Source organism: Burkholderia arboris, assembly GCF_038723655.1.
GTDB classification, from domain to species: domain Bacteria; phylum Pseudomonadota; class Gammaproteobacteria; order Burkholderiales; family Burkholderiaceae; genus Burkholderia; species Burkholderia arboris.
This window is the reverse complement of sequence record NZ_CP109821.1, coordinates 1,054,843-1,070,710: the sequence shown is the minus strand read 5'-3', so window position 1 is coordinate 1,070,710 and position 15,868 is coordinate 1,054,843. Positions and strand designations below refer to the sequence as shown.

The 15,868-nt window shown below is 69.4% G+C and carries 14 protein-coding genes and 1 riboswitch; of the genes, 10 read left to right on the top strand and 4 right to left on the bottom strand.

The window, feature by feature from the left end; translation table 11 throughout:
- Positions 1 to 103: 103 nt before the first annotated feature.
- Positions 104 to 1,942 carry a tetratricopeptide repeat protein gene (locus OHZ10_RS05080; RefSeq protein ID WP_425394776.1) on the top strand — a complete coding sequence of 613 codons (1,839 nt, stop codon included), beginning with the start codon at positions 104 to 106 and terminating at the stop codon, positions 1,940 to 1,942.
- A gap of 82 nt (positions 1,943 to 2,024) precedes the next feature.
- Here the strand turns inward: OHZ10_RS05080 and OHZ10_RS05075 are convergent, their stop codons facing one another.
- Positions 2,025 to 3,320: an MFS transporter gene (locus OHZ10_RS05075; RefSeq protein ID WP_059235522.1), complete on the bottom strand. Its 1,296-nt coding sequence runs from the start codon at positions 3,318 to 3,320 to the stop codon at positions 2,025 to 2,027.
- Between OHZ10_RS05075 and OHZ10_RS05070 the strand changes: the two genes are divergently transcribed.
- Complete coding sequence (locus tag OHZ10_RS05070) at positions 3,319 to 3,465, top strand: hypothetical protein (protein WP_155627165.1); 147 nt, start codon at positions 3,319 to 3,321, stop codon at positions 3,463 to 3,465. The two genes, OHZ10_RS05075 and OHZ10_RS05070, sit on opposite strands and share 2 nt — an antisense overlap.
- A gap of 206 nt (positions 3,466 to 3,671) precedes the next feature.
- Positions 3,672 to 4,607, top strand: a complete 936-nt coding sequence (locus tag OHZ10_RS05065) for a hypothetical protein (protein WP_342703834.1) — start codon at positions 3,672 to 3,674, stop codon at positions 4,605 to 4,607.
- A gap of 76 nt (positions 4,608 to 4,683) precedes the next feature.
- Here OHZ10_RS05065 and OHZ10_RS05060 read toward each other — a convergent pair whose 3' ends face one another.
- Positions 4,684 to 5,373: a DUF2968 domain-containing protein gene (locus OHZ10_RS05060; RefSeq protein WP_342703833.1), complete on the bottom strand. Its 690-nt coding sequence runs from the start codon at positions 5,371 to 5,373 to the stop codon at positions 4,684 to 4,686.
- A 115-nt stretch (positions 5,374 to 5,488) separates the two neighbouring features.
- Positions 5,489 to 6,679 (bottom strand): gamma-glutamyl-gamma-aminobutyrate hydrolase family protein, encoded by a 1,191-nt coding sequence (locus OHZ10_RS05055; RefSeq protein ID WP_059235529.1) that lies wholly within the window; start codon positions 6,677 to 6,679, stop codon positions 5,489 to 5,491.
- Positions 6,680 to 6,957: 278 nt separating this feature from the next.
- Between OHZ10_RS05055 and OHZ10_RS05050 the strand changes: the two genes are divergently transcribed.
- The 7 genes from OHZ10_RS05050 (at position 6,958) to OHZ10_RS05020 (ending at position 14,956) form a co-directional block, all read left to right on the top strand.
- The gene (locus OHZ10_RS05050; RefSeq protein WP_059235531.1) at positions 6,958 to 7,638 is read left to right on the top strand and encodes a GntR family transcriptional regulator; all 681 of its coding nucleotides are present in this window, start codon (positions 6,958 to 6,960) and stop codon (positions 7,636 to 7,638) included.
- Positions 7,639 to 7,645: 7 nt separating this feature from the next.
- Complete coding sequence (locus OHZ10_RS05045) at positions 7,646 to 9,022, top strand: amidase (protein WP_342703831.1); 1,377 nt, start codon at positions 7,646 to 7,648, stop codon at positions 9,020 to 9,022.
- A 138-nt stretch (positions 9,023 to 9,160) separates the two neighbouring features.
- Positions 9,161 to 9,673 (top strand): disulfide bond formation protein B, encoded by a 513-nt coding sequence (locus tag OHZ10_RS05040; protein WP_059235535.1) that lies wholly within the window; start codon positions 9,161 to 9,163, stop codon positions 9,671 to 9,673.
- A 612-nt stretch (positions 9,674 to 10,285) separates the two neighbouring features.
- Entirely contained in the window at positions 10,286 to 11,290 is a 1,005-nt protein-coding gene (gene xdhC / locus OHZ10_RS05035) for a xanthine dehydrogenase accessory protein XdhC (protein ID WP_342703830.1), read from the top strand.
- A gap of 18 nt (positions 11,291 to 11,308) precedes the next feature.
- Positions 11,309 to 12,334, top strand: a complete 1,026-nt coding sequence (locus OHZ10_RS05030) for an adenosine deaminase (protein WP_059235539.1) — start codon at positions 11,309 to 11,311, stop codon at positions 12,332 to 12,334.
- 371 nt (positions 12,335 to 12,705) lie between these two features.
- A complete protein-coding gene (gene guaD / locus OHZ10_RS05025) occupies positions 12,706 to 14,025 on the top strand; it encodes a guanine deaminase (protein WP_059235542.1) in 1,320 nt (439 codons plus the stop codon).
- Between the two features lie 142 nt (positions 14,026 to 14,167).
- A riboswitch (yybP-ykoY riboswitch) is annotated at positions 14,168 to 14,289 on the top strand.
- 94 nt (positions 14,290 to 14,383) lie between these two features.
- Positions 14,384 to 14,956: a TMEM165/GDT1 family protein gene (locus tag OHZ10_RS05020; RefSeq protein WP_174993458.1), complete on the top strand. Its 573-nt coding sequence runs from the start codon at positions 14,384 to 14,386 to the stop codon at positions 14,954 to 14,956.
- A 52-nt stretch (positions 14,957 to 15,008) separates the two neighbouring features.
- Here the strand turns inward: OHZ10_RS05020 and OHZ10_RS05015 are convergent, their stop codons facing one another.
- Positions 15,009 to 15,707, bottom strand: a complete 699-nt coding sequence (locus OHZ10_RS05015; RefSeq protein WP_342703826.1) for a DUF4136 domain-containing protein — start codon at positions 15,705 to 15,707, stop codon at positions 15,009 to 15,011.
- Positions 15,708 to 15,868: the final 161 nt, after the last annotated feature.

Sequence of the window (15,868 nt, the reverse complement as noted above, 5' to 3'; positions counted from 1 at the left end):
AAGTCTACGCCGCTCCGCGTGACGGGGCCATATGCCGACCGGCCGATGCGCGGCATCATCGCGCGGTGTGGGAAAATACCTGCTTTCCGTCAGTTTTCGCGTCATGGATTCCGCATTCGACCGGGCGTACGCCGCACACCGCGCAGGCCACCTCGCCGAGGCCGAGCACGGCTATCGCAACGCGCTCGCCTCCAACCCCGCCGACGCCGACGCGCTGCACCTGTTCGGCGTGCTGCGGCACCAGCAGGGCCAGCACGCCGAGGCAGCCGATCTCGTCGGGCGCGCCGTCGCGCTGCGTCCGGGCGATGCCGCGCTGCAGCTCAATCTCGGCAACGCGCTGAAAGCGCTCGGCCGCCTCGACGAAGCAATCGACCGCTTCCGCAACGCGCTGACGCTCGCGCCCGAATTTCCGCTCGCGCACTACAACCTCGGCAACGCGTATGCGGCACTGCAGCGTCACGACGATGCGATCGATGCGTTCGGCCGCGCGCTACGGCTCACGCCCGACGACGCATCGATCTACAACAATCTCGGCAACGCGCTGAACGCGCTCGGCCGCCACGACGAAGCGCTTGCCGCGTTCGGCCGTGCGCTCGAGCTGCGCCCCGGGCATGCGGGCGCGCACAACAACCTCGCGATGGCGCTGAACGCGATGGGCCGCGCCGACGACGCGATCACGCACTTCCAGGCCGCGATCGCCGCGCAGCCGCGCTTCGTCGCCGCGCATTTCAATCTCGGCAACACGTTCGAAGCAGTCGGCCGGCATGCCGAAGCGGCCGCCGCGTTCGAAACCGCGCTCGCGCTGCACCCGCCGTTTCCGCTCGCGCTGTTCGGGCTGGCGAACGCGCTCTGCGCGCAGGCACGCCATCGCGACGCACTGCCCTATTACGAGCGCGCCGTCGGCCTCGATCCGTCGTTCGGCCTCGCATGGCTCAATCTCGGCAACGCGCATCACGCGCTCTGCGCACACGAGATGGCGCTGCGCGCGTTCGACCAGGCGCTGCGGGTCGCCCCCGATCTCACGCTCGCGCGGCTGCACCGCGCGGTCACGCTGCTGACGCTCGGCGACTTCACGCGCGGCCTGCCCGCCTACGAAGCGCGCCACGAGACGCCGGGCGCGACGTCGCTCGGCACGCTGCCGCGCTGGCAAGGCGAGCCGATTGCGTCGCGTACGCTGCTGATCCGGGCGGAACAGGGGTTCGGCGACACGCTGCAGTTCGTCCGCTTCGTGCCGCTGGCCCGCGCACGCTGCGCGCACGTCGTGCTCGAAGTCCAGCCGGAACTCGTCGCGCTGCTGGCGCCGGCCGCGTCGCGCTGGCGCGTGACGCTCGTCGCGCAAGGTGCCGCCAAGCCGCCGGCTGCGGAGGTCGCCTGCACGCTGATGAGCCTGCCGTTCCTGCTCGGGCTTCAGCCGGACGACATCGTCGGCGGCTCGCGCTACCTCGACGCGCCCGACGGCGCCCGCCGGCGCTTTCGCGGCTCGCTCGGCGGACAGTCGAAGCGCAAGTTCGGCCTGGCGTGGTCGGGGCGCCGGCAGGCGCAGGAAAATCGCTCGATGCCGTTCGACGCGCTCGCGCCGCTGCTCGCGCTGCCGGACATCGACTGGATCGTGCTGCAGCCCGCCCTCGACGACGACGAACGTGCACGCGTCGACGCGCATCCGCGCGTGCATCGCCTCGACGGCCGGCTGAACGACTTTGCCGACACGGCCGCACTGATCGAGCGGCTCGATGGCGTCGTCACGATCGACACGGCTGTCGCGCACCTCGCGGGCGCGCTCGGCAAGCCGCTGTGGGTCATGCTGCCGTTCGCGCCCGACTGGCGCTGGTTCACCGGCGACGACTGCCCGTGGTATCCGCAGGCCAGGATCGCGCGCCAGCCCGCGGCCGGCGAATGGCTCGACGTGGCAGCCAAGGTTGCCGGCAAGCTGCGCGACGCCTGAACGCAAATGAACAAAGGGAGCGCACGGCGCTCCCTTTGTCGATGCGATGCACGGCCAGCGCCGCGCAACGGGCTGACGCCCGTCAGGCCGCCTTGTACTGGTTGCGCGCCTCGGACGTGCGATACAGCACGAGCGTCGCGATCAGCCCGCAGACCGCGGCCACGCTCAGCCACAGCCCCGGCGCCGCCTTGTTGCCCGTCTGGTGGATCAGCAGCGTCGAGATTGCCGGCGTGAACCCGCCGATCGTCGTCGCAAGGCTGTATGCGAGCGAGAAGCCGGCCGTGCGCACGTCGGCCGGCATCACTTCGGTCAGCGCGACGACCATCGCGCCGTTGTACGACGCATACAGGAACGACAGCCACAGCTCGACCGCGAGCAGCCGCAGGAACGACGGATCGCCGACGAGCCACAGCACGGCCGGGTAAGCCGTCAACAGCGTCAGCACGGTGAACGCGATCAGCACCGGGCGGCGGCCGATGCGGTCGGACAGCGCGCCGGACAGCGGCAGCCACACGAGGTTCGAGATACCGACGCAGACGGTCACGACGAGCGCGTCGAGCGACGACAGGTGCAGCACTTCCTTGCCGAAGGTCGGCGTATACGCGGTGATCATGTAGAACGACACCGTCGTCATGATCACCATCCCCATGCCGGCGACCACGACGCCCCAGTTGTCGAGCATCGAGCGCATGATCTCGCCCATCGTCGGACGATGACGCTTCGCGAGGAATTCGTCGGTCTCCTTCAGCGAACGGCGGATCAGGAACAGGAACGGCACGATCAGGCAGCCGATCAGGAACGGGATGCGCCAGCCCCACGCCGTCATCTCCTCGACCGGCAGCGCGCGGTTCAGCAGCACGCCGACGAGCGCGGCGAACACCACGGCCACCTGCTGGCTGCCCGACTGCCACGACGTATAGAACCCCTTGTGCCCCTTCGTCGCGATCTCCGACAGGTAGACCGACACGCCGCCGAGTTCGACGCCCGCCGAGAAACCCTGCAGCAGCCGGCCGAGCAACACGAGCACCGGTGCGAGCACGCCGATCGTCGCGTAGCCCGGTATCGCGGCCACCGCGAGCGTGCCGATCGCCATCAGCCCGAGCGTCAGGATCAGCCCCTTGCGACGACCGTGATGGTCGATGTACGCGCCGAGCACGATCGCACCGACCGGCCGCATCAGGAAGCCCGCGCCGAACACCGACAGCGACAGCATCAACGACGCGAATGCGTTGCCGCTCGGGAAATAGGTTTTCGCGATGGCCGACGCGTAATACCCGTAGACCATGAAGTCGTACATTTCCAGGAAGTTGCCGCTGACGACCCGGAACACGGTGCGGACTTTCGATTCCTGCGCGATGGCGTGTGACGCTGTGGACATGTTTTTCTCGCTCAGCTCGGATGGCGCGAATCCGCGCCGCATGGACCCGGCGATGCGCGACGCACCGGGCCGGCGCGCACGGGCATCGCTGCCCGCCGGCGGCGCATCGCACAACGACGCGTGCACCGGCATGATTCGCGAATGATGCCACGCGAAGCCGACATTTGCCTTGTACCGGCACGGTCGTTGCCGTCGCGGTATCCGCCTCGTACAAGTCGGCCCGAAACAGGCACAAGAATCAGATTGATCAGATCGACCGGCCTTCGCCGGCTGACCACAATGTCACGATTTGCGACGACACTTCCGCGCCGCGCCGGCACGGTTACCCGTGTCGCACCGCGCACCGCCCTCATGACTCCATCGCCCCTCGTTCCCGTCGAAGGCGCGCTCGCCCGCCCTCGCGTCGCCCCGCTCGACCGCGTGCCGCCGTTCGGCCGCGAATGGAAGTTTCGCGGCGCGCCCGGCGCGCGGCCCAGCAAGAACTGCCTTGCGACACTGACGACATCCTGTATCGACGTCGACCGGCCGCATCGCGCGTGTCGCTGGCAGCCGTTACCCGTGATGACGCCGGTGCCCGCTTCCGCAGGTTCGCCCATTACGCCGGCTGCTGCGGGCCGGCGCTTCCGGCATACGGCCGGCGGCCCGCATGACCGGCGCGCGATGTACGCCATCTGCTGGAGCCTCGGCGCGCTCGGCATCATCGGCTGGCTGATCGCCGCGCATGAACCGTCCGCAGGTGTCGGGCCCGTGTTCACGATTCCAATGGCGAGCACCGCGCCGGATCACGCTACGTCGCTCACCGGCACCGTGCGCGCCGCCGCGGATCGGCCCGGCCCGTCGACGCACGCTGCGCCGCCGCGCACGGCGGCGACACCTGTCACGAAAACAGTCGAATCACGGCCGGCCCCGCACGGCGTCGCACGTCGTCCGGCGCCCCCTCCCCCGAAGGCAACGTCCGACATGCAGCGCACTGCCGCGGCATCGCCGCATCGGGCAAACGATCCTCATCCGGCACCGCCCGCGGCCGCAACGCCGACCGTCAGGCGGCTCGCCGCACGGCCGCCGCGCCAGCACATTGCAGTCACCCTGCCGGCACGCGAACGGCACGCTCCGCCGCCGCTTGCGACCGACACGCTCGACGATCCGCTCACGCTGATCGCGACGGCAAACGCGCTGCGCGGCACCGAGCCCGCCCGCGCAACGCACGCGAGCGCTGCCGGTTTCGACTGGACGTCGCAACTGTCGCACCGCCGCATGACCGACATGCCGGACGCGTTCGCGCACTGACGGCCGCCCAATAAAAAACCCGGCGAAGCTCGCTTCGCCGGGTTTCGCTCGTCTCTGCCGTCCGTCTGCCCCCTCGTTACTTGTGCGCGGGCAGCCCCGTCTCGGTCTGCTTCTCGAGTTGCCGCACCTGCTCCTGCAGATCGCGCAACTGCAACTGCGCGGCGCGCTTCTCGACCTGCAGCGCCTGCGTCTGCTCCTGCGCCGACTTCTGCCGCTGCGCGACTTCGGCCTGCTGGCTGCGCGCGACACTCAGGTCGGCCTGCAGTTGCTGCGCACGATTCGCCTGCAGCGCGATCACGCGTTCGAGAAACGCTTTCTGCGCCTGCAGTTCGGTACGGCGGATCTCGATATCGGCGAGCTGCACGGTCTGCTGGACGAAGTTCGCGTACACCATCTCCGCGCGGCTCTTCTCCTGCGAGCGGATCACGCGCCACAGATTCTTGTCCTGGAACAGCGCGACGTAATACGTCATCTCGCGCGGATCGAACAGCAGGCTCGCACCGTAACTGCCGTTGTACGTGGTACGCATCTCGACGATCCGGCCGTCGCGCAGCATCTGCGTCAGCTCGGCAACGTTGCCTTGCGTGGCGGCGTCAGCCGACGCAGCTGCCGGCGCGGTGCCACCGCTCAGGCTCGTCACCGCCGGACGCGTACCGGCGACGGGGGCGGTCGCGTCGGCAGACCAGACCACGCCCGCTTGCGCGCAGGCCGCCAGCGCAACGATCCACGTCGCGCATCGTGCAGGGGAAAAATTTCGGAAAGCCAACGTCAGACTCCGGCGAACGAATCGGGACTCGCGATTATCGTTCAAAACGAAACGGCCGCATCTCGAATTAATCGGGATGCGGCCGGCCCTCGCGCCACGCGGAGCAGACGGCTTGCTACAGGCGCGTTTCGCGCGCCGCGCGCAGGAATGCATCGAGCAGCGGCGTGCAGTCGAGCAGCTCCGAGCCGCCCGCACGATGGAACTCCGGGTGCCATTGCACGCCGACGACGAATGGCGAACGGCGATGGCGGATGCCCTCGATGATCCCGTCGCCGGCCGACACGGCTTCGATGTTCAGGTCACGGCCAAGATCGCGGATCGCCTGGTGATGGATCGAGTTGACGATCGCTTCGCTGCGCCCGGGGAACATGCTCGCCAGCGTCGACGAATCCGGGAAGCGGATCGCGTGACGATGCTGGTCGTAGTGCTCGCTCACGTGCGCATTCGCGGTCGGCACATCGGTGGCGATGTCCTGGTACAGCGAGCCGCCGAACGCGACGTTGATCAGCTGGCAGCCGCGGCACACACCGAGGACGGGTTTGCCGGACTCGACGAATTCATGCAGCAGCTCGAGTTCGTACATGTCGCGCACGCGATCGCCCGGCCATTCGGGGCGCACATCCGATGCCGCGTAGGTTTGCGGCGACACGTCGGCGCCGCCCTGCAGCAACAGGCCGTCGAGATGCTTCGCGTAGTCGCGCAGGCGGATGTTGCTCGGGTGGATCATGCCCTGGTGGCCGACGGTCGGAATCATGAACACGAGCACGTCGCGCGACATCACCCAGTGGGCGATCGATTCCTCGAGATACTGCAGCGTCTTGCCGCGCAACCCCTTCGCGCCGGGCTCCGGATGGAAGATCCGCGCCGACACGCCGATGCGCAGCGTGCGCTGCGTGATGCGCTGGCCCGCGCGGTCGAACAGCCGCCGCGCACGGGCCGCGACGATCCGGCCGAACACCGACCACGGCGTATCGCTCTGCTTCAGGTAGGCCGGCGGCACATTCTGCGCACTCGCGGGCGGCGGCCGCGGCGAATCGAAATCGGGCTGCGCGCCGAAACCGGGCGGGGGCGCACCAGGCTTCGGCGCCGCCGCAGCGGCAACGCCATCGACGGCGGCAGCCGCCGCGCCAGGCGCACCGGGCTCGGATGCCGCCGTGACCGGCGACGCGCCGTCCGCGGCGACGTTCTGCGCGGCAGCCTGGGCTGCCGGCGCATCGGGCGTTTTCGCCGGATCGGGACGGGGGGAATCGGAAGAAGCGGAAAAGGTGCCGGGCAGACCGGCCGGGGAAGACGTGTTTTCGCTCATGACGATGGTCTGGTACGTCGCTCGCGCGTATGGATAGACGAGGATTCATTATGCTTCAGTGCACGATCGCACGGCAAACCTGCAACATCCTGTCGATATTGTTGCAACTCGACGCACGCGGCGCCGGGGCGCGTCCCCGTTTGCGTGCCGGCGCCACCGGCGTCTCGTCGCCCGCACTGGACACCGGTGATATATCACAATAATATCCATGCATCGCCCCCGATCCCGTTTGCCCGCGCCATGATCGCGCCCCGTTCGGCCGCCGCGCCGCACCCCGCATGAGTACCCTGCCCGACGTCACCCGCGAGCGGCCCGCCGCGCCGGCCGCCAGCCTCGCCGACCGCGCGTACGCGCTGATTCAGCGCGACATCATCACGATGCGCCTGAAGCCGGGCGCCGCGCTCAACGAAGCCGACCTCGTCGCACGCACCGGGATCGGCCGCACGCCGGTGCACCAGGCCGTGCATCGGCTCGTGCTCGAAGGGCTGCTGTCCGTGATGCCGCGCAAGGGATTGATGGTGCAGCCACTGTCGCTCGACGACATCGTCGCGGTGATCGACGTGCGGCGCATCAACGAAGCGCACTGCGCCGAACTCGCCGCGCGCCATGCGACGCCGGACGATCTCGCGCGCATGGCCGCGCTGCTCGACGACGGGCAGGCCTGCGTCGATACGCACGACGTCGAGGGGATGATGGAGCTCGACCGCGCGTTTCATCAGGCGATCGCCGCGGCCGCGCGCAACGCGGTCCTCGCCGAAATCCTGCGCGCGCTGCACGAGCGCTCGCTGCGCTTCTGGTTCGTCACGCTGTCCGAACCGCACCATCTCGCCGACGTCCAGCACGAACACCGCGAGCTGTTCGGGCGGCTGTCCGCGCGCGACGCCGCCGGCGCACGCGCAGCCGTCGAAGGCCATATCGATTCGTTCCGCTCCACGCTTCTTCAACATCTTCGCCCCTGAGCCGCCCATGACCACTTTCACGCCCTTCCCCCCGCTCGCCCAGCTCGCCGCCGATCTCGCGGCCGGCCGCACCACCAGCCGCGCGCTCGTCGACACCGCGCTCGAGCGGATCGCCGATCCGTCGGGTCAGGGCGCGGCCGTCTTCACCGAAGTCGACGCCGACAACGCGCGCGCCGCCGCCGACGCGCACGACCGGCTGCGCGCCGCGGGCACCGTGCTGTCGCCGCTCGCGGGCATTCCCGTGTCGGTGAAGGACCTGTTCGACGTCGCCGGCCAGGTGACGCGCGCGGGGTCGCGCGTGCTCGACGGGGCGCCGGCGGCGCGTACCGATGCGGTCGCCGTCGCGCGGCTCAAGCGGGCGGGCGCGGTGCTGGTCGGCCGCACCAACATGAGCGAATTCGCGTTCTCGGGGCTCGGGCTGAATCCGCATTTCGGCCATCCGCGCTCGCCGTATCACCGTGACGTGCCGGGCGATGCGCGGATTTCCGGCGGCTCGTCGTCCGGGGCGGCCGCCTCCGTCGCCGACGGGATGGCCGCCGTCGCGCTCGGCACCGACACCGGCGGCTCGATCCGCATCCCGGCCGCGCTGTGCGGGCTGACGGGCTTCAAGCCGACCGCGAGCCGGATCCCGACGCAAGGCGGCGTGCCGCTGTCGACGACGCTCGACTCGTTCGGCCCGATCGGACTGACGGTCGCGTGCTGCGCGCTCGTCGACCGGATGCTCGCGGGCCTCGAGCCGCACGTGCCGGCCGCCCGGCCGCTCGAAGGCGTGCGGCTCGGCGTGCTGACGAACTACGTGACGGACGGCGTCGACGCCGACGTTGCAGCCGCGCTCGACACCGCGCTCAAGCATCTCGAAGCCGCCGGCGCGATCGTCACCGAAGTGCGCTTCCCCGCACTCGACCGGCTGCCGGAGATCAACCGCTTCGGCTTCTCGCCGATCGAGGCGTACGCATGGCATCGCCCGCTGCTCGCCCAGCATCGCGACCAGTACGACCCGCGCGTGCTCACGCGGATCCTGAAGGGCGAACCCGCGAGCGCGGCCGACTACCTCGACCTGCTCGCCGCGCGCGCCGCGATGCTCGACGAAGCCGCGCACACGGTCTGGGCACGCTTCGATGCGCTCGTCGCGCCGACGGTGCCGGTCGTGCCGCCGCGCATCGCCGACCTCGAAACGGACGACGACGCGTTCACGCGCACCAATGCGCTGATCCTGCGCAACCCGAGCGCGTTCAACTTCCTCGACGCGTGCGGCCTGTCGCTGCCGTGCCATCCGCGCGACGCGGCGCCGGTCGGCCTGATGCTCACGGCGGCGCCGCATCGCGACGACGCGCTGCTTGCGATCGGCCAGGCGGTCGAGGCCGTGCTGAACACGATCCGCTGACCGCGCCAGCCCGGCGCCGGCGGGCCATGCGCGCGGTGCGGCAGGTTGCCGCACGCGCGCTGTCAGTTTCGTGCCAGACCGTTCGCGCTAAAATCGCGCGATTGTTTTCCGGACCGACCGACGAGGAACCCCGCCGACATGAACGACTACACGCTTGCGCTACGCCGTGAACGCCGCCTGCTGATGCTGCTCGGATGGGCGTGCATCGCCCTGCTGGCTGGCGCGCTGTACCTGCAGTACGTGAAAAACGAAGATCCGTGCCCGCTGTGCATCATCCAGCGCTACTTCTTCTCCGCGATCGGGATCTTCGCGTTCCTGGCCGCCGGGATCCGCAACTGGCGCGGCGTCTGGGTGCTCGAACTGCTGATCGCGATCGCCGCGGCCGGTGGCGTCGGCACGGCCGCGCGGCACCTGTCGATCCAGATGAATCCGGGCTTCAGCTGCGGCTTCGACACGCTGCAGCCGATCGTCGACAGCCTGCCGCCCGCGCAGTGGTTCCCCGGCATGTTCAAGGTCGCCGGCCTGTGCGAGACCGTTTACCCGCCGATCTTCGGCATCCTGCTGCCCGGCTGGGCGCTGATCGGCTTCGCCGTGATCCTGGTGGCGGCCGTCTCGAGCCTCTGGCGCCATCGCCGCAAGCTCGCGGGCTGACCGGCCGGCCGCTTTGCCGGCCACCCGGCATGCACGGCCCGCTCGCGCGGGCCGTGCGCCGACGACGCCAACCGGCGCTTTCGCCGGCCCTCTCCGGCCGGCCACGCGTAAACACCTACTCCGCCGCCGCCCGGATCGCCGGGCGAACGCGCGTCGCGCGACCGTCGCGCCCACGCCCCGTCACGCATGCGTTCCAGCCCGATGTGCACGCATCGGCGCCCCGATCCCGCGCGGCGGGCCTATGATCGACATGATCGCCTCCTGATAGCCCGGATCACCGCCCGGCCATGTTCGCGCCGCGTGGCGGTGCTATCTTCGGGACTGGATGGCGATCTACGTGCGCGAGGCCAGGCGGTCTCACCACCCCTGCGTAACGCGCGCCCGATCCGCAATGTCGACTGGATTCATCATGACAACGCAAACCATCCGCATCCGTCACCCTCATGGCGTCCGCGAGTCCGGCGGCGCCGTTCGCGCGCGCCGTCGGCGCGCTGCCGTCGCACCGCTTCAAGCGTGCGGCCGGCCTGCCCCGTTCCCGTCCGTCCTCGTCATTGCCACGCCCGCCAGCCCGCGCCGCGTGTCGTGCCGCGTCGTTCCGAACGGGGTGTGCTGATGGAAGCCTGGCTCGGCGATCTGCAGCAACTGCTCGCGCACGGCGAAGCGGCCGTGCTCGTGACGGTCGCGCATACCGACGGCTCCGCGCCGCGCGAAGCCGGCACCAAGATGCTCGTCACGCGCGACACGGCCCGCCATACGATCGGCGGCGGTCATCTGGAATGGAAGGCGATCGAGATTGCACGGCATCTGCTGAAGGATGGCGCGCACGTGCCGCACGCACGCAGGCTCGAGCGGCTCGCGCTCGGTCCGAGTCTCGGCCAGTGCTGCGGCGGCGCCGTGGTGCTCGCGTTCGAGCGGCTCGACGTCGGCGATCTCGGCTGGATCATGTCGCTCTCGAAGCGCGTCGCGGCCGGCACCGCGACCGTGCGTAGCGTATCATTCGGCCCCTCGCCGGGCGCGCCGCTGTTGAGCGAGCCCGAATCGGAAGCCGCGCATGCCGACTGCCTGCTGTGGGAAACCGGCGGCGTATCGCTGATGACCGAAACGATCGCGCCGTATGCGTTCCCCGTCATGCTGTTCGGCGCCGGGCACATCGGCACCGCGCTCGTGAAGGTGCTGGCGACGCTGCCGTGCCACGTGCGCTGGATCGACGGGCCCGATGCGGTGTTCCCGCCAGCCGACGCGCTCGCCGGCATCGGCAATCTCGCGATCGACGCGGCCGCTGCCCCGGCCGACGCGGTCGACGCAGCGCCGCCGCAGTCCTACTTCGTCGTGATGACGCACGACCACGCGCTCGATTTCGTGCTGGCCGAGCGCATCCTGCGACGCGGCGACTATGCGTACTTCGGGATGACCGGCTCGCACGCAAAACGCGTGCAGTTCGATCATCGCCTCGCGGCGATCGGCATCGACCCGGCCCAGGTCGCGCGGATGCGCTGCCCGATCGGTGTCGAAGGCATCATCGACAAGGCGCCCGAAGTGATCGCGATCTCGGTGGCTGCGCAATTGCTGCAGGCCGTCGAGGCGAATGCGTCCGCGCAGGCTTCCCCTACCTACTGACCGACCAAGAACGACGCCATGACCCCGACATTCAAGGACAAGATAGCCCGCGCGCCGAAAGCGGAGCTGCACATCCATATCGAAGGCTCGCTCGAGCCCGAACTGATTTTCGCGCTCGCGCAGCGCAACGGCGTGAAGCTCGCGTACGACTCGATCGACGCGCTGCGCGCGGCGTACGCGTTCACCGACCTGCAGTCGTTTCTCGACATCTATTACGCCGGCGCGAGCGTGCTGCTGACCGAGCAGGATTTCTACGACATGACGGCCGCGTACTGCGAACGCGCGCTCGCCGACAACGTCGTCCACACCGAGCTGTTCTTCGATCCGCAGACGCACACCGAGCGCGGCGTGCCGATCGGGACGGTCGTCGCGGGCATCGAGCGCGCACTCGCCGATGCCGAGCAGCGCGGGCTGTCGAGCAAGCTGATCCTGTGCTTCCTGCGCCACCTGTCCGAAGAGGATGCGCTCGCGACGTTCGAATCCGCATTGCCGCTGTTCGAGCGCTATCGCCACCGGCTGATCGGCGTGGGCCTCGACTCGTCCGAGCTCGGCCATCCGCCGACCAAGTTCGCACGCGTGTTCGAAAAGGCGCGCGCACTCGGGCTGAAGCTCGTCGCACACGCAGGCGAGGAAGGCCCGCCGGCCTATATCTACGAAGCGCTCGACGTGCTGAAGGTCGACCGGATCGACCACGGCGTGCGCAGCATCGAAGACGCCGCACTCGTCGAACGCCTCGCGAAAACGCGCACGGCGCTGACCGTCTGCCCGCTGTCGAACCTGAAGCTGTGCGTATTCGACGACATGGCGAAGCACACGCTGAAGGCGCTGCTCGACCGCGGTGTCGCGGTAACGATCAACTCCGACGATCCGGCGTATTTCGGCGGCTACGTCAATGAAAACTACTTCGCGACGGCCGAAGGGCTGCAGCTCACGGATGCGGAAGTCCACGCGGTGATCCGCAACGGCTTCGAGGCGTCGTTCATCGAACCGGCGCAGCGCGACGCACTGTACGCGCGCCTCGACGCGTACTGGCAGGCCGCGTGACGGCCCGCATCGAGGAACGCTAGACAGATGAGACACGGCAACGGCATCCGCCTCGCGACCACCGGTCCGGCCTTGCGCCGGGCCGCTCGCGTGCGTGCGCGAGTGACGACGGCGCTATGCGTCGTCGCTCGCCGGTGCCTGCCGTCGCGGTGTGCCGTTCCGTTCGCCGCCGCATCGGTCGCGAGCGCAACGGTCGCGAGGTTAGCCGGCAACCACTGGCTGGCGGCTTCGGCCGCCGCATTCGCCCGCGCAATCGCCTCCGGTCGTGCCGCACGCAGCGTGCCGCCACCGCTCGCGAAGCACCGTCCCGCCCCCGTGCGGCGTCGATCGCTTTCTTCTGTTCGCCTTACCTTGATGCAGGACCATTCGTCATGACGCAAACCGCTTTCCGTTCCCAGCTGCTGACCTTCAACGGCGACCCGGCGCAATCGAGCCAGGCCGCGAACTACGAGACCGACGGCCTCCTGATCGTCGCCGACGGCAAGGTCGTCGCGGCCGGCCCGTACGCGCAACTCGCGGCAACGCTCGCGCGCGACGCGGTCGTCCACGACCTGCGCGACAAGCTGATCGTGCCGGGCTTCATCGACACGCACATCCACTATCCGCAGACGGACATGATCGCGTCGCCGGCGCCGGGCCTGCTGCCGTGGCTCGACAAGTACACGTTCCCGACCGAGCGCCAGTTCGGCGATCCCGAGCATGCGCGCGAAGTCGCCGATTTCTTCGTTGACGAACTGCTCGCGTGCGGCACGACGAGCGCGCTCGTCTACTGCACGGTGCACAAGCAGTCGGCCGATGCACTGTTCGCGGCGAGCGACGCGCGAGACCTGAGGATGATCGCGGGCAAGGTGCTGATGGACCGCAACTGCCCCGAGTTCCTGCGCGACACCGCACAATCGGGTTATGACGACAGCGCCGAGCTGATCGACCGCTGGCACGGCAAGGGCCGCCAGATGTATGCGCTGACGCCGCGCTTCGCGCCGACGTCGACCGAGGCGCAGCTCGAGGCGTGCGGTGAACTCGCGCGCCGCCATCCGGACGTGTTCGTGCAGAGCCACGTCGCGGAAAACGTCGACGAGGTGAAATGGGTGGCCGAACTGTTCCCCGGCCATCGCAGCTATCTCGACATCTACGACCGCTACGGGCTGCTGCGTCCGCGCGCGGTGTACGGCCACTGCATCCACCTCGACGACGAGGACCGCCGCCGGATGGCCGAGACGCGCACCGTCGTCGCGCACTGCCCGACGTCGAACTTCTTCCTCGGCAGCGGGCTGTTCGACTTCGACAAGGCCGGCGAACACGACGTGCCGGTCACGCTCGCGACCGACGTCGGCGGCGGCACGTCGTTCTCGATGCTGCAGACGATGAACGAGGCGCACAAGGTCGCACGGCTGTCGGGCCACCACCTGACCGCCACGCGGATGTTCTGGCTCGCGACGGCCGGCGCCGCGCAGGCACTCGACCTCGCCGACACGGTCGGCACGCTGAAGCCGCGCACCGAAGCCGACTTCGTCGTGCTCGACCCGCAGGCCACGCCGCTGCTCGCGCGTCGCACGAAGCGCGCGGATTCACTCGAGGAACTGCTGTTCGCGTTCGCGCTGCTCGGCGACGACCGCGCGGTGTACCGCACCTACGCAGCCGGCGAACTCGTCCACGAGCGCGGCGCCGCGCGCCGCGCGGCCACCGCGTAACGGTAGCGGCGTGCCGGAACGCTGCCCCGGCAGGCGCGGCGCATTCGCCGCCGCGCTTGCCGGGCAGCCCGACGCGCCACACGCCGATCGGGCCCCACACCGGCCCGGCCGCTTTCCCGCACGCAATCCGCCGTGCTAGAATTCGCCGCTCATTGGGGAGTAGCCGCTCCGCTCGATGTCCCGCGCCCCCGGCGCGCATCGTGACGGAGGCGTCCGTCAACAGACTTGGCCGTTTGGCCATGGCGGACGCAGCCACGTTGGCCTGGCGAGACCGATGGTTCACAGCGCGCCGCATCAGGGCCCGGCGCGGCGTGGATCGTCGCTCGCACGCACAACATCGGCCCGTGGAACCCCATCCGTGTCCCAAGCTTTCCTGATCTCCACCGGCGCCGTCGCCCTCGCTGAAATCGGCGACAAGACCCAACTGCTTTCCCTCGTTCTGGCCGCGCGCTATCGCAAGCCGGTGCCGATCATTCTCGGCGTGCTCGTCGCGACGCTCGTGAACCACGGTTTCGCAGGCGCACTCGGCGAATGGCTCGGCGCGCTCGTCACGCCGTCGATCATGCGCTGGGCGCTCGCGTTCTCGTTCATCGCGATGGGGTTGTGGATTCTCGTGCCCGACAAGCTCGATGCCGACGAAGCCAACGCCAACCGTTCGCGGCTCGGCGTATTCGGCGCGACGCTCGTCGCGTTCTTCCTCGCGGAAATGGGCGACAAGACGCAGATCGCGACCGTCGCGCTGGCCGCACGCTTCCAGGATTACATCGGCGTCGTGGCCGGCACGACGCTCGGGATGATGCTCGCGAACGTGCCGGCGATCCTGCTCGGCGACCGCTTCGCGCACCGCCTGCCGACCAAGCTCGTGCACGGGATCGCAGCCGTGCTGTTCGTCGTGCTCGGCGCGCTGGCGCTGCTGGGTATCGGGGTCTGACGGAGGGGAATGGCCGGCGCGGCCGGACGGCCGCGCCGAGCGGGATACTGCGCTACTTCGCGACGGCCGCGCCCGACGCCGGTGCAGCCGGCACCGCGCGCTCGTTGGCGGCCGGCGCCGCCGGCCCGCCGCGCTTGTCGACCGGCAGCCGGACCGAGCGGACCGCGCCGTTCGACAGCGGGAAATCGGCGAGCGCGCTGCGCGCGAGGAACGGCATCGCATACAGCAGCGTGCCGTTGTCGCCGGTCGTGCGCGCGGACACGTTGTACACCTCCTTGCCCGTCGCGCGCTCGGTGATGCGGATCCCGAGCGTGTAGTCGAACACCTGGTACGTCTGCGCGACATAGCCGGCCGGCATCGGCCCCCACGGGCCCCAGGGGCCCCACGGCCCGCGCCGCCAGTACGGCCCGGGCGCAAACCACGGATCGTAGTAGACCGGTTGCGGCACCGTCACGAGATCGCTGCCGACCGCATAGGTCAGCCCGACGAGATAGCGCGCCTGCGCCGGCGGCACCTGCCGGAACGCATACGCGGACAGCTCGTTCGCGACGATCGGCTCGTAGGTCGACTGCTCGATGCTGTTCTTCTGCGCATCGGTGCGCGTGAACGCATAGGTGCGTGTCGCGTCGCTGCCGCTCCAGTCGGAGAAGGCCGTGACCTGGGTTGTCACATAGCTGGTGCAGCCCGTCAGCAGCGCCACGCACAGCGCCGCCGCCCAGCCCGTACCGCGAATAATCCAATCGCGTTTCATGTTGATCCTCGTCGATCCGTCACCCGTTCGTCGCACCGCGCGAACCGTAACGGGATGCCGATAATACGCGGACTGCCGAAAGCGGTAAAAAGTTCGCCCGGCACGCGGCCGCAAGCCTTTGTACAATGGCCCGGTTCGCCTGGCCCGCGCAACGGGCCCGT

Coding starts and splice junctions, on each gene's coding strand:
- OHZ10_RS05030 (WP_059235539.1), top strand. CDS start 11,309: ATGACCCCGACATTCAAGGACAAGATAGCCCGCGCGCCGAAAGCGGAG.
- OHZ10_RS05070 (WP_155627165.1), top strand. CDS start 3,319: ATGTTTTTCTCGCTCAGCTCGGATGGCGCGAATCCGCGCCGCATGGAC.
- OHZ10_RS05080 (WP_425394776.1), top strand. CDS start 104: ATGGATTCCGCATTCGACCGGGCGTACGCCGCACACCGCGCAGGCCAC.
- OHZ10_RS05045 (WP_342703831.1), top strand. CDS start 7,646: ATGACCACTTTCACGCCCTTCCCCCCGCTCGCCCAGCTCGCCGCCGAT.
- OHZ10_RS05015 (WP_342703826.1), bottom strand. CDS start 15,707: ATGAAACGCGATTGGATTATTCGCGGTACGGGCTGGGCGGCGGCGCTG.
- xdhC (WP_342703830.1), top strand. CDS start 10,286: ATGGAAGCCTGGCTCGGCGATCTGCAGCAACTGCTCGCGCACGGCGAA.
- OHZ10_RS05075 (WP_059235522.1), bottom strand. CDS start 3,320: ATGTCCACAGCGTCACACGCCATCGCGCAGGAATCGAAAGTCCGCACC.
- OHZ10_RS05055 (WP_059235529.1), bottom strand. CDS start 6,679: ATGAGCGAAAACACGTCTTCCCCGGCCGGTCTGCCCGGCACCTTTTCC.
- OHZ10_RS05065 (WP_342703834.1), top strand. CDS start 3,672: ATGACTCCATCGCCCCTCGTTCCCGTCGAAGGCGCGCTCGCCCGCCCT.
- OHZ10_RS05050 (WP_059235531.1), top strand. CDS start 6,958: ATGAGTACCCTGCCCGACGTCACCCGCGAGCGGCCCGCCGCGCCGGCC.
- OHZ10_RS05040 (WP_059235535.1), top strand. CDS start 9,161: ATGAACGACTACACGCTTGCGCTACGCCGTGAACGCCGCCTGCTGATG.
- guaD (WP_059235542.1), top strand. CDS start 12,706: ATGACGCAAACCGCTTTCCGTTCCCAGCTGCTGACCTTCAACGGCGAC.